Source organism: Massilia sp. UBA6681, assembly GCF_002454935.1.
In the GTDB taxonomy this organism is placed as follows: Bacteria; Pseudomonadota; Gammaproteobacteria; order Burkholderiales; family Burkholderiaceae_D; genus Telluria; species Telluria varians.
In genome coordinates, this window is record NZ_DKJX01000127.1 from 1 (window position 1) to 12,816 (window position 12,816).

At 64.1% G+C, this 12,816-nt stretch carries 12 protein-coding genes, 1 tRNA gene and 1 pseudogene; 11 read left to right on the top strand and 3 right to left on the bottom strand.

The features are described 5' to 3' along the window. The 6 genes and pseudogenes from B2R83_RS23345 to B2R83_RS23370 form a co-directional block, all read left to right on the top strand. A pseudogene (locus tag B2R83_RS23345) lies at positions 1–693 on the top strand (SDR family oxidoreductase); the annotation flags it as partial. Continuing rightward, positions 690–1,256, top strand: a complete 567-nt coding sequence (locus B2R83_RS23350; protein WP_292045512.1) for a D-glycero-alpha-D-manno-heptose-1,7-bisphosphate 7-phosphatase — start codon at positions 690–692, stop codon at positions 1,254–1,256. The pseudogene B2R83_RS23345 and the gene B2R83_RS23350, both read left to right, overlap by 4 nt. Then, positions 1,253–2,404 (top strand): glycosyltransferase family 9 protein, encoded by a 1,152-nt coding sequence (locus tag B2R83_RS23355; RefSeq protein WP_292045514.1) that lies wholly within the window; start codon positions 1,253–1,255, stop codon positions 2,402–2,404. The genes B2R83_RS23350 and B2R83_RS23355 overlap by 4 nt, the downstream gene beginning before the upstream one ends. A gap of 109 nt (positions 2,405–2,513) precedes the next feature. Beyond that, a tRNA-Pro gene (locus tag B2R83_RS23360) sits at positions 2,514–2,590 on the top strand. 207 nt (positions 2,591–2,797) lie between these two features. Further along, positions 2,798–2,938, top strand: a complete 141-nt coding sequence (locus B2R83_RS23365; protein ID WP_292045517.1) for a hypothetical protein — start codon at positions 2,798–2,800, stop codon at positions 2,936–2,938. Positions 2,939–3,317: 379 nt separating this feature from the next. Next, on the top strand, positions 3,318–3,749 hold the full coding sequence (locus B2R83_RS23370) for a hypothetical protein (protein ID WP_156923789.1): 432 nt from the start codon (positions 3,318–3,320) through the stop codon (positions 3,747–3,749). A 36-nt stretch (positions 3,750–3,785) separates the two neighbouring features. On the opposite strand, the gene B2R83_RS23375 is transcribed toward B2R83_RS23370, so the two are convergent. Next, entirely contained in the window at positions 3,786–5,681 is a 1,896-nt protein-coding gene (locus tag B2R83_RS23375) for an MFS transporter (protein WP_292045521.1), read from the bottom strand. 256 nt (positions 5,682–5,937) lie between these two features. On the opposite strand from B2R83_RS23375, the gene B2R83_RS23380 reads away from it, so the two are divergent. Beyond that, entirely contained in the window at positions 5,938–6,120 is a 183-nt protein-coding gene (locus tag B2R83_RS23380; RefSeq protein WP_292045522.1) for a hypothetical protein, read from the top strand. Between the two features lie 89 nt (positions 6,121–6,209). Here B2R83_RS23380 and B2R83_RS23385 read toward each other — a convergent pair whose 3' ends face one another. Together B2R83_RS23385 and B2R83_RS23390 are read right to left on the bottom strand one after the other, a co-directional pair. After that, a complete protein-coding gene (locus tag B2R83_RS23385) occupies positions 6,210–7,538 on the bottom strand; it encodes a homoserine dehydrogenase (RefSeq protein WP_292045524.1) in 1,329 nt (442 codons plus the stop codon). 137 nt (positions 7,539–7,675) lie between these two features. Beyond that, positions 7,676–8,902: a pyridoxal phosphate-dependent aminotransferase gene (locus B2R83_RS23390; RefSeq protein WP_292045526.1), complete on the bottom strand. Its 1,227-nt coding sequence runs from the start codon at positions 8,900–8,902 to the stop codon at positions 7,676–7,678. Between the two features lie 229 nt (positions 8,903–9,131). Here B2R83_RS23390 and B2R83_RS23395 point away from each other — a divergent pair, with 229 nt between their 5' ends. From B2R83_RS23395 to B2R83_RS23410, 4 genes are all read left to right on the top strand, one after another. Beyond that, positions 9,132–9,512 carry an Mth938-like domain-containing protein gene (locus tag B2R83_RS23395; RefSeq protein WP_292045528.1) on the top strand — a complete coding sequence of 127 codons (381 nt, stop codon included), beginning with the start codon at positions 9,132–9,134 and terminating at the stop codon, positions 9,510–9,512. A 94-nt stretch (positions 9,513–9,606) separates the two neighbouring features. Continuing rightward, positions 9,607–9,981, top strand: a complete 375-nt coding sequence (locus tag B2R83_RS23400; protein WP_209589020.1) for an SMR family transporter — start codon at positions 9,607–9,609, stop codon at positions 9,979–9,981. A gap of 173 nt (positions 9,982–10,154) precedes the next feature. Continuing rightward, entirely contained in the window at positions 10,155–10,625 is a 471-nt protein-coding gene (locus tag B2R83_RS23405; protein WP_292045530.1) for a peroxiredoxin, read from the top strand. A gap of 246 nt (positions 10,626–10,871) precedes the next feature. After that, the gene (locus B2R83_RS23410) at positions 10,872–12,728 is read left to right on the top strand and encodes a PhoH family protein (protein WP_292045532.1); all 1,857 of its coding nucleotides are present in this window, start codon (positions 10,872–10,874) and stop codon (positions 12,726–12,728) included. Positions 12,729–12,816: the final 88 nt, after the last annotated feature.

Consider the following 12,816-nt stretch of genomic DNA (forward strand, 5'->3'; position numbering starts at 1 on the left):
ACCGGCGCCGCCAGCGGCCTGGGCGCCGCCCTCGCACGCCGGCTGGCCGCCTCCGGCGCCAGCATCTTCGGCGTCGACCGGCAGGCCGCGCGCCTGGCCGACAACATGGCGCAGCTGCGCGAACTGGGCGTGCAGGCGCACGCCCTGGGCGTCGACATCGCCGACCCCACGGTGGCGCCGCGCGTGGTGGAGCATGCCGTCGACGTGCTGGGCCGCCTCGACATCCTTGTCAACAATGCCGGCACCGACGTCACCCTGCCGATCGCCGAACTCGCGGACCAGGACTGGCTGCGCGTGGTGGGCACCAACCTGACGGCGCCCTTCCTGCTCTCCAAGTACGCGGCCGAGGCCATGCGCCGCCACGGCGGCGGCCACATCGTCAACATCGCCTCCACCGCCGCCAAGCGCGCCTGACCCAACGCCAGCGCCTACCACGCAAGCAAATGGGGCCTGCTGGGCCTGTCGCACGCCCTGCACGCCGAACTGCGGCCGGAAAACATCCGCGTCACCGCCGTGATCGCCGGCGGCATGCGCACTCCCTTCCTGCTCGACCGTTTCCCCGACCTCGACGCCGACAGCCTGCAAGACCCGGCCGACGTCGCCGAGGCCATCCATTCCGTGCTGGTGCTGCCGCCCGCCACGGTGGTCGCCGAACTCACGGTCCTGCCGCTGCGCGAAACCTCCTGGCCATGAAAGCGATCTTCCTCGACAAGGACGGCACCCTGGTCGACGACCTGCCCTATAACGTCGAGCCGCGCCGGATCCAGCTGGTGAGCGGCGCCGGCGCCGCCCTGCGGCTGCTGGCCCGGCTCGACTACCGCTTCTTCGTCGTGACCAACCAGTCCGGCATCGCGCACGGCTGCTTCGGCGAAGACGCCATGGGACCGGTCGCCGACCGCCTGGCCGACCTGCTGTTCCGCGAGAATCTGTCGCTGGACGGCTTCTATTACTGCCCGCACCACCCGCTGGGCACGGTCGGCAGCTACGCCATGGTGTGCGCCTGCCGCAAGCCTTCGCCCGGCATGCTCATCAAGGCAGCGCAGGACCACGACATCAAGCTGCGCGAGTCCTGGATGATCGGCGACATCCTGCACGACGTCGAAGCCGGCAACCGCGCCGGCTGCCGCACGCTCCTGATCGACAACGGCAACGAGACCGAATGGCGGCTCGGCCCGCGCCGCGTGCCCACCCGGATGGCGCCCGACCTGTATGCAGCGGCCGTGCTGATCGCCTCGCACGAGGAGGCGCGACTGTGAGATTGGTTCACGCGGAGGCGCCCGTCAACGCCCAGTCGCCACGACCCTGGCAGGCCGCACGGCGCATCCTGTGCGTCCGGCTCGATTCGCTGGGCGACGTACTCATGTGCACGCCGGCGATCCGGGCCTTGCGTCAATCCCTGCCGGGCTGCCACCTGACCCTGCTCAGCTCCCCGTCGGGCGCGGCGGTAGCGCCGTACGTTCCCGAGCTCGACGCTGCGATCGGTTTTCGTGCCCCGTGGATGAAGCACGACCACCCCATGGGCGCGCAAGCGCTGCAGGAATGCGCCGCGCAGCTCGCTGCCCAGCGCTTCGATGCCGCCGTCATGTTTACGTCGTACTCGCAAAGCCCCCTGCCCGCCGCGATGCTGTGCCAGCTGGCGGGCATTCCCTTGCGCCTGGCCTCCTGCCGCGAGAAGCCTTACCAGCTGCTCACTCACTGGGTGCCGGAGCGCGAGCGCGAACGGGCGACCCGCCACGAAGTGCAGCGCCAGCTCGACCTGGTGGCCGACGTCGGCTGCACCACGTCCGACACCTCGCTCTCCTTCGCCGTCGCCGCGGCCCACGCCGCGCGCGTCAGTGCCATGCTGGAGGAAGGGGCGGTCGATCCGTCAGCACCCTACCTGGTGCTGCATGCGGGGGCGAGCGCCGCCTCGCGCCGCTATCCCATCCGCCACTGGCTGGTCTTGATCGGCATGCTGCACAGGCAGTTCAAGCACAAGATCATCCTCACCGGCGACGGCAACGACGTGGAGGCGCTGCGCCCGCTCACCGACGGCTGGCGCAGCCCGGCGCATTCCCTGATCGGCAAGCTCGGACTGGGCGAACTGGGTGCGCTGATCCGCGGCGCAAGCCTGCTCATCACCGGCAACACCGGCCCGGCGCACATCGCGGCCGCCGTCGGCACGCCGCTGGTCGACCTGTATGCGCTGACCAATCCCCAGCACACCCCGTGGCGCGTGGCGCACCGCCTGCTGTTCCACGACGTCAGCTGCCGCAACTGCCTGCGCAGCAGCTGCCCGCAGGGTCACCATGCCTGCCTGGACTCCGTGGCGCCGCGCACCGTGCTGGAGGCCGCCGTCGAGCTGCTGGCTGCCGCCCCGCACAGGCCGGCACGCACGGACGACGCGACGCTTGCCTTCGCCTAGATCAGGCCGTATTGACGCAGGCCGTCTGTGAAAGCGCAAAAAACTGAGCACAAACCTATTACAAAAACTCAAGTATTCGGACGAGCTCTGATATAATTTCAGAGTTCGTCGGGGCGTAGCGCAGCCTGGTAGCGTACCTGCATGGGGTGCAGGGGGTCGGAGGTTCGAATCCTCTCGCCCCGACCAACAAATCAATCAAGCAGGGCCAACCATCGGTTGGCCTTTTGCTTTTCCGCGTCACCCATGCGCCGTCACCAAGCATGGCGGTGCCGATTCCCGCCATCCCGTGATCGTCAGGCCGTCCCGAGCTCGTTCGGTCAACAGCCCATGCTATGCTTGAGTTCAAAGGCATTGCTGCGTTCAGCAAGACTCAACCACGCATCGAGGAAAGATATGAAAGACGTCAAAGTAGATGTGCGCGTCAACGTCACCGTCGACCCTGCAAGCGTTCTCCTTGTGCTTGCGACGGCAACCATGGGCTTGTTCTTCCATAAGCAAAACAAGCAACAGAAGTCGCTACCGAACGCATCCTGATGATGTAATGGATGCGCCCGCGCCTGGCGCGGCAGCGTGAAGCGCCAGGGCGGTTTGTCATGCGGATCCGGAGCCCTCGTCATCAAGGGCTTGCGTGCCGGCAGTCGCGTCTGCTTGCTGCTGCAGATACTCCGACGACGCCGCCTCGGGCGCCACCAGCTGCCCTACAGTCCGCGCAGCGCCATCGGGATCACCGGCACCTTGCTGCGCTCAACGATCCTGGCGCCCCCTCTGCCGTGTCCATGACCCAGCAAACTTCTTTAGTAGCTCCAGGTCATAGGACGCGTAGTCTACTGGCATGCTCTGCCGTGATACGCTGATTTCAAAAGCCGGAGGCTGGACGGGGGAATTCGGCATGAACGGCGTTGACGTGTAATAGATGAGCCATCGTTTTGGGTATTCGGCTCGCGGCAACTCTTCCCCGGATGTCAGGGGGGCCCATTCCGCGCTCAAGACCCCGCGCCCACAAGCAGTCTTGCCGGATTCGATCGTGAACGTATCGCCGGGTTTCAGTTTCCCCTTGAATGAGCGCTCAACGCGAAACCTGGCGCGCTCTACGACGGATGTAAAACGAGGGAATGTCTTATCTGAGACCGATACGTTTCTGACGTCGCTGACAAGCGCAACGACCACAAATTCCGCATTGTCGAAATTCGACTTCACGCGCTTTGGCGAGTCTTCCCAAAACTCAGGCGCAACTGGCCCGCAGGCCATGACGCCAGACGATGCAGAGCAGGACAGGACAGCAGCAAAAATGAACGGTCGCATCATCGGCCTCCTTGCGCATGCGGATGAGGATAAGGTTCAATAATCGTCCAAGGTCCACTCACGATCACCGTAAGCCTGCCTATTTCCACTCGCCCCTCAGTTCCAGCACCTGCTGCTGGAGATACTCCGGCGACGCCGCCTCCGGCGCCACCGGCTGCCCCACCGCCAGCGCCAGCTTCGAACGGATGCCGCGCGCGAACGAGCGCTCGAACACGTTCGACTTATCGCGCGTGAACACGCTGCCCCACAGCCCGCGCAGCGCCATCGGGATCACCGGCACCTTGCTGCGCTCGACGATCTTGGCGATCCCGCTGCGGAACTCGTTGATTTCGCCGGTATGGGTCAGCTTCCCTTCCGGGAAGATGCACACCAGTTCGCCCTGGTGCAGCGCTTCTGCGATGTCCACAAAGGCGCGCTCCATCATGAACGGGTCTTCCTTGGCCGGCGCAATCGGGATCGCCTTGGCTGCGCGGAAGATCCAGCGCAGGAAAGGCGTCCTGAAGATGCGGTGGTCCATCACGAAACGGATCGGGCGCGGGCTGGCGGCGCCGATGACGAGCGCGTCGACATAGCTCACGTGGTTGCAGACCAGCACCGCCGGGCCCTGCTCGGGAATGCGGTCGGCGTCGATGGTGCGCACGCGGTAGCCGGTATGAATCAGGATCCAGGCCAGGAAGCGCATCAGGAATTCCGGCACCAGCGAGAAGATGTACACCGCCACGCAGGCGTTCAGCAGCGCCGTCACCAGGAACATCTCGGGAATCGTGAAGCCCTGCCCCAGCAGCACGATGGCCAGGCCGGCGGCGGCCACCATGAACAGCGCATTCAGGATGTTCATGCCGGCGATGGTGCGCGAGACGTGCTTCCGGTCGCAGCGGGTCTGGATCAGGGCGAACAGCGGCACGATGAACAGGCCGCCGAATACGCCGATCAGCACCAGGTCGAGCATGATGCGCCATGCGCCCGGCAGGCCGAGCAACGTGAGGGCGCCGACGGTCGCGGCGCCGTTGAGCTCGGCATAGGCCACGCTCGCGAAATACAGGTCGATGCCGAACACCGACAGGCCGATCGAGCCGAACGGCACCAGGCCGATCTCCACCTTGCGGCCCGACAGCTTCTCGCACAGCAGCGAGCCGGCGCCGATCCCGAGCGAGAACACGGTCAGCAGCAGCATGATCACGCTGTGGTCGCCGTGCAGGTAATCCTTGGCGTACAGCGGGAACTGCGACAGCACCAGCGCGCCGTAGAACCAGAACCAGGAATTGCCCAGCATCGACAGGAACACGGTGCGGTTCTGGCTCGAGAACTTCAGGTTGCGGATCGATTCGGCGAAGGGGTTGCGGCTGATTTTCAGCTCAGGCACCGGCGCCGGCGAGGGCGGAATGCGCCAGCTGGCGGCCAGGCCCAGCACTGCGCACAGCAGCGTGCCGCCGGCGACCAGTTCGATGCCCCAGGGTTTCACGCCGACCAGCAGGGTGCCCGCGACTTCGCCCAGCAGGATGCCGACAAAGGTCCCCATCTCGATCACGCCATTGCCGCCCACCAGCTCGTCGGATTTCAGGTGCTGCGGCAGGTAGGCGTACTTGACCGGACCGAACAGGGTCGAGTGCAGGCCCATGCCGACCACGGCAGCGATCAGGACCCATAGCGTATGGGTCAGCCAGCCGATGCCGGCCACCAGCATGATGGCGATTTCCAGCAGCTTGACGAACCTGGCCATGCGCCCCTTGTCGAACTTGTCGGCGATCTGGCCGGAGGTCGCCGAGAACAGCACGAAGGGCAGGATGAACAGGCCGGCGATCAGGTTGTTCAGCATGCCCGGGTCGGCCGTGGTCCAGTTCGCCGTGTCGAAGGTCAGCGCAACCAGCAGCGCGGTCTTGAACAGGTTGTCGTTGAAGGCGCCAAAGAACTGGGTCCAGAAGAAGGGGCCGAAACGGCGCTGGGTCAGCAGGGAAAACTGGCTCGGTTGGCTCATGCGGGTTGGCTCGTGAACATTGGAAGGCGTAATCTACAACAGCTCACCAGGTGGATTACCCTGTTTTATTGTTGCGTTGCCGATATTAATTCCTAAAGTGTCGGCTGGCGATACCGGATGGGTAAAAAGCATAGACCGCCGAACGGTTCAAGCGGCGCGCCATGTCAACCGGAGGCATTGATAAACTTGATTGAAACGTCTCAAGCACTCGTACATACAACACGATTGTGCAGCGCAGCGCAGGTAGAATCCGCGGATGACTTCTTCCGACTTCCTCCTCCGCTACGCCAGCGTGACAACCGCGCTGTTCGACCACATCGAACACGACATGCTGGCCCTGTCCTGTGCCTTCATCGACGATGACGACACTGCGCCATCAGCCTGGCAGGATGCCCTGCCCCCGCACGCGATGCAGCCGCTCGGCCTACCCCAGACCTGAGGACTGGACAAAAAAAATGATTCGATTCTGCAAGCAATGCCGCAAAATCGAATCATGTTGCAGCCGCCAGTCGGCGGCGGCATCCCTCCTCAGGCCAGGGTTTCCAGGCGAATACGCGTGACCTTGCCGATCACCGCCGGCAGCTTCTCGATCTTCTCGATCGCCGCGATGATGTTCTTCTCGCGGGTCTGGTGAGTCAGCAGGATGATGTCGAGGTTGACCTGGTCGCCCGGCTCCTTCTGCAGCACCGCGTCGATCGAGATGCCGGCGTCGGCCAGGATGCGGGTCAGGTCGGCCATCACGCCGAGCTGGTCCTTCACATACACGCGCAGGTAGTAGCTGGTGGTGATCTCGGCCATCGGCACGATGGCGACGTCGGTCATCTCGTTCGGCTGGAAGGCCAGGTGCGGCACGCGGCAGTACGGATCGACGGTGGCCAGGCGGGTCACGTCGACCAGGTCGGCGATCACGCTCGAGGCAGTCGGCTCCGCTCCCGCACCCTTGCCATAATAGAGCGATGGACCGACCGCGTCGGCCTGCACCAGCACCGCGTTCATCGCGCCTTCCACGTTGGCGATCAGGCGCGCCGCCGGGATCAGGGTCGGGTGCACGCGCAGCTCGATGCCCTCGCCGCCGTTTTCCCCTTCAATATGGGTGCGGCGCGCGATGCCCAGCAGCTTGATGCGGTAGCCGAGCTGTTCGGCGTAGCGGATGTCGCGGGCCTGCAGCTGGCTGATGCCCTCGATGTAGGCCTTGTCGAACTGCACCGGAATGCCGAAGGCGATCGCCGACATGATGGTCAGCTTGTGCGCCGCGTCCACGCCCTCGATGTCGAAGGTCGGGTCGGCCTCGGCATAGCCCAGCTCCTGGGCCTGGTTCAGCACGGTGGCGAAATCCAGCCCTTTCTCGCGCATTTCCGAGAGGATGAAATTGGTGGTGCCGTTGATGATGCCGGCCACCGACTCGATGCGGTTGGCGGTGAGGCCCTCGCGCAGCGCCTTGATGATCGGCACGCCGCCGGCGACCGCCGCCTCGAAGGCCACCATCACGCCCTTTTCCTGGGCCGCGGCAAAGATTTCGTTGCCGTGCAGGGCCAGCAGCGCCTTGTTCGCGGTCACCACGTGCTTGCCGTTGGCAATCGCCTTGAGCACCAGTTCACGCGGCAAGTCGTAGCCACCGATCAGCTCGACAACGATGTCGATGTCCGGGTGGTTCACCACGGCGAAGGGGTCGCCGACGACTTCCACGCCGGCGCCGACGATCCCGCGCGCCTTCTCCAGGTTACGCGCCGCCACCATCGTAATCTCAATACCGCGGCCGGCGCGGCGGCGGATATCCTCCTGGTTGCGTTGAAGAACGTTGAAGGTGCCGGCGCCGACGGTGCCGATGCCCAGGAGGCCTACTTTGATGGGTTTCATGATCTCGTATCTCGTTAAGTTCCGACCTGCAGGATCAGAGGGTGTGAAAAAACGGCCAGGGCAAGGCGCCGAGTCGAAGACAGTACGATAGTACGGCGAGACGAGGCAACGCAGCCATGGACGAATTTTTCACACACTCAGCGCGAATGGCGCCGTCGGTAGCCGTCAAGGAAGCGCGCAATGCGTCCGCAGGCATCCGTCAGGTCGTCGGAATTGGGCAGGAACACCAGCCGGAAATGGTCCGGGGCGATCCAGTTGAAGCCGGTGCCTTGCACCAGCAGCACTTTTTCCTCGGACAGCAGTTCACAGATGAACTGCTGGTCGTCCGCGATCGGGTACATCTTCGGGTCGAGGCGTGGGAACATGTACAGCGCCGCTTTTGGCTTGACGCAGGACACGCCCGGAATATCGGTGAGCAGCTTGTGCGCGAGGTCGCGCTGTTTCAAGAGGCGCCCGCCGGGGCCGACCAGGTCGGCAATACTTTGATAACCGCCGAGGGCGGTCTGGATCGCGAACTGGCCCGGCGCGTTGGCGCACAGGCGCATCGAGGCCAGCATGTTCAGGCCCTCGATATAGCCCCTGGCGTGGCGCTTGTCGCCCGACACCACCATCCAGCCGGCGCGGTAGCCGCAGGAGCGGTAGTTCTTCGACAGGCCGTTCAGGGTCAGGAACAGCACGTCGTCGGCCAGCGAGGCGATCGAGACGTGCTCCGCGCCGTCGTACAGGGTCTTGTCGTAGATCTCGTCGGCGTAGATGATCAGGCCGTGCTGGCGCGCCAGTTCGACGATCTCGAGCAGCACCTCGCGGTGGTACAGGGCGCCGGTCGGGTTGTTCGGGTTGATGACCACGATCGCGCGCGTGTTCGGCGTGATCTTCCGGCGCATGTCCTCGATGTCCGGCAACCAGCCGGCCTGCTCGTCGCACACGTAGTGCACCGGGTTGCCGCCGGCCAGGCTCACCGCCGCGGTCCACAAGGGATAATCGGGCGCCGGCACCAGCACTTCGTCGCCGTTGTTCAGCAGGCCCTGCATGGCCATCACGATTAGTTCCGACGCGCCATTACCCAGGTAGATGTCATCGATGCCGACACCCTCGATGTTCTTGCTTTGGGTATAGTGCATCACCGCCTTGCGCGGTGCGAACATGCCCTTGGAGTCGGTATAGCCGGCCGCGCCGTGCATGTTGCGGATCATGTCGTGCACGATCTCGTCGGGCGGATCGAAACCGAACACGGCCAGGTTGCCGATGTTCAGCTTGATGATCTTCTGGCCGTCGTCTTCCATCTCGCGGGCCTTTTCCAGGGCCGGGCCGCGGATTTCGTAGCAGACGTCGTCCAGCTTGTTCGATTTCAGGATCGGTCGCAAAGTGTCCCCTGTGAGCTAGGTCTCGCGCCTGCACATTTGTTGCAGTGCGAAAAATACCCATTCTGCCGAAAGCGCCCGATTTAAGCAACCTCACCCCTTCCCGGCCAAATAAAATCCTGCCGAATGGCGTCTGAAAGATCGCAGCTTGCCGTCCACCCTTCCGGCGTGCGGGGCGGCCCGGCTCTCCGGTTACAATGGATGTTTCGATGTCATTGCCATCCGCGCTACGATGAAGCTCCATTCCGACAATACCCAGCAATACCAGACCGTCACCGGCTATGACGCCAGCGGTGTCGAGATCAACGCCCAGCGTTTCAACTTCAGCCTGACCGTCATGCCGGAAGTGCCGCCGCGCCCCTGGAACGTGACCCGTTTCGAAGACCTGACGCCCGCCCATTTCGAGGAAATCGCCAAGGATGCCCCGGACGTCGTGGTGCTCGGCACCGGCGAGCGCCAGCGTTTCATCCACCCGAAACTGGTGGCCAGCCTGTCGAGCATGCACGTCGGCGTGGACTGCATGGACAACCAGGCCGCCTGCCGCACCTATAACGTGCTGATGGGCGAAGGCCGCAAGGTCACGCTGGCCCTCATCATTGGCAGCGGCGCCTGATTCCCCGCCCTGCCGCGCCGGACTCGCGCCGCGCCCTGCCGCGGTGTGCCTGCGCTCGTGCCATTTTCGTCGCTCCCATCAAGCCACCATCCCCATGAACGCATCGGCTTTCGCCTTCATCATCACCGGCGTCATCCTGAACGCCGCCGCCCAGCTCCTGCTCAAGGCCGGCACCAACGCCCTCGGCGGCGCCATCCACCTCACCCGCGACAACTGGTTCATGACCGGCCTCAAGGTGGCCACCCAGTGGCCGATCGTGGTCGGCATGCTGTGCTACGGCGTATCGCTGGTGGTCTGGATCCTGGGCCTGTCGCGCACCGACGTCACGGTCGCCTATCCGATGCTCTCGCTCGGCTACGTGATCGGCGCGGTGGGCGCCTGGATGTTCCTGGGCGAAGTCATCTCGCCGCAGCGCATGCTGGCGCTCGCGGTGATCGTGCTGGGCGTGGTGCTGCTGGCGCGCAGCTAAATATTTCCGTTTTGCATCTTGAAGAAATGAAAACGCCCGCTATATTGCGGGGTGAAACCTGCATTGTCGACGTAAATACGGACTAGCAAGGCGCGGCCGCGCCGATTATCATTCCGGTATCCGCTGCCCTGCAGGGACCCGGCGCCAGTGCGCCATGACACCAGGAGAATCCCGTGGCCGAGAGCCAAACCGCCGCTACCATCGACAACTTTTCCGCCCCCATGACGGGAGGCCAGACCTTCGAGCTGGCTGGTCGTCCGGCAAAGTACACCGTGCTGTACTTCTATCCGAAGGACAACACGCCGGGCTGCACCACCGAGAGCATCGCCTTCCGCGAGGCCTATCCGGAGTTCCAGGCCGCGCATGCCGAGATCTACGGCATCAGCCGCGATTCCCTGCGCTCGCACGAAAACTTCAAGGGCAAGCTGGGCCTGCCCTTCGAATTGATCTCGGATCCGGAAGAAGCGGTCTGCACGCAGTTCGGTGTCATGAAGATGAAAAACATGTACGGCAAACAAGTGCGCGGCATTGAGCGCAGTACGTTTATCATTGACGCTCAAGGCCGATTGGTGAAAGAATGGCGTGGCGTGAAAGTCAACGACCACGTGGCCGAAGTGCTGGAATTTCTGAAGAGCCAGCCCTGAAAACGGATGGCTCCAGCAACCCGGTTACCGATAACTTTGCTGGACATTGCCACCTATTTTGAGTCACCGCGTATCTCATCAGCATTATTCTTCCCGCTGCTGCCGGACCGGCATCCTCCGGCTGCAGCCCTCAAGCTGGCATCGCCAGCCACAGCACCATCCCCAAGTAGCATCGTTTTCGTGCAGCGGCGCGCCCCGTGCTGCGCCCGCACGTCCTATTAAGTCCTTTTTCGAATCGAGAACCTGATGCCACTGCCAAAAATGCCAACCAAGCCAGCGACCATGCTGCTGGCAAAAGATTATCCCAAGGCCGAACCGGGCAAGTCGCCCGTGCGCCCGGCGTCCGCGACGGCCGATGCCGAACTCGAAGAATTGATCAGCGGCCAGGCCGTGCCGACGCCGAAGGCGACCCGGGCACGCAAGGCCAAGGCCGCCGCCGCCCCTGCCGCCAATGATGCCGCCCTTGCCGGCACTGCTGCAGGCACGACCGGCACCGCCCCCGTCGACGTCGTCGGCGCACCCGCCGCCGAAGCGCCTACCGGCGAAGCTCCGCTGGCCAAGGGCCCGGCGCGCAAGTCGAAGGACGGCGTCGGCGCGCGCCTGCGCGAGCTCGATGCCGACCAGCCGCATCCGGCCAAGCACAAGCCGGTCGAAGTCAACGTCAAGTCGTCCACCAGCCGCAAGGCCGACAAGAGCGGCACCACCAAGGTCTTCGTGCTCGACACCAACGTCCTGATGCATGACCCGACCTCGCTGTTCCGCTTCGAGGAACACGACGTCTACCTGCCGATGATGACGCTCGAGGAGCTCGACAACCACAAGAAGGGCATGTCGGAAGTCGCGCGCAACGCCCGCCAGGTGGCGCGCACCCTCGACGCCCTGATCGCCAACGTCGACGACGACGCCATCGAGGCCGGCATCCCGCTGGCCAAGCTGGGCAACAAGGATGCCAGGGGTCGCCTGTACTTCCAGACCAACCTGGAGTCCGCGCCCCTGCCGGAAGGTCTGCCCGAGGGCAAGGCCGACAACCAGATCCTGGGCGTCGTCCGCGCACTCGAAGACCGGATGGATGGCCGCGCCATCGTGCTGGTGTCGAAAGACATCAACATGCGCATCAAGGCGCGTGCGCTGGGCCTGCCGGCCGAGGATTACTTCAACGACCACGTGCTGGAAGACACCGACCTGCTGTACTCGGGCATCGTCCAGCTGCCGGACGATTTCTGGAACAAGCACGGCAAGGACATGGAGTCCTGGCAGGAAAACAAGAACGGCAATTCGGCCACCTATTACCGCGTGACCGGTCCGGTGATCCCGACCTTGCTCGTGAACCAGTTCGTGTTCATCGAGCCGCGCAACGGCGAAGCGCCCTTCTATGGCCAGGTAAAACAGATCAACGGCAAGACCGCCGTGTTCCAGACCCTGCGCGACTACAGCCACAACAAGAACAACGTGTGGGGCATCACGGCGCGCAACCGCGAGCAGAACTTCGCGCTCAACCTCCTGATGAACCCGGAGTGCGACTTCGTCACCCTGCTGGGACAGGCCGGTACCGGGAAGACCCTGCTGGCGCTGGCCGCGGGCCTGGCCCAGGTGCTCGAGACCAAGCAGTACAACGAGATCATCGTCACCCGCGTCACGGTGCCGGTGGGCGAGGACATCGGCTTCCTGCCTGGTACCGAGGAAGAGAAGATGTCGCCGTGGATGGGCGCTTTCGACGACAACCTCGAAGTGCTGATGAAGTCCGACAGCGACGGCGGCGACTGGGGCCGCGCCGCGACCCAGGACCTGATCCGTTCGCGCATCAAGATCAAGTCCCTGAACTTCATGCGCGGCCGTACTTTCGTGAACAAGTTCCTCATCATCGACGAGGCGCAGAACCTGACGCCGAAGCAGATGAAGACCCTGGTCACGCGCGCCGGTCCCGGCACCAAGATCCTGTGCCTCGGTAACATCGCCCAGATCGACACGCCTTACCTCACCGAGGGCTCGAGCGGCCTGACCTACGTGGTCGACCGCTTCAAGGGCTGGAGCCATAGCGGCCACGTCACCCTGGCGCGCGGCGAACGCTCGCGCCTGGCGGACCATGCCAGCGACGTGCTGTAAGCCGGTCGTCATCCATCGCCTGCCGGTTGAAGGCAGGCGGGCATCCGGAACGCTCGCCACCTGGCGGGCGTTTTTCATTTCTACCGAC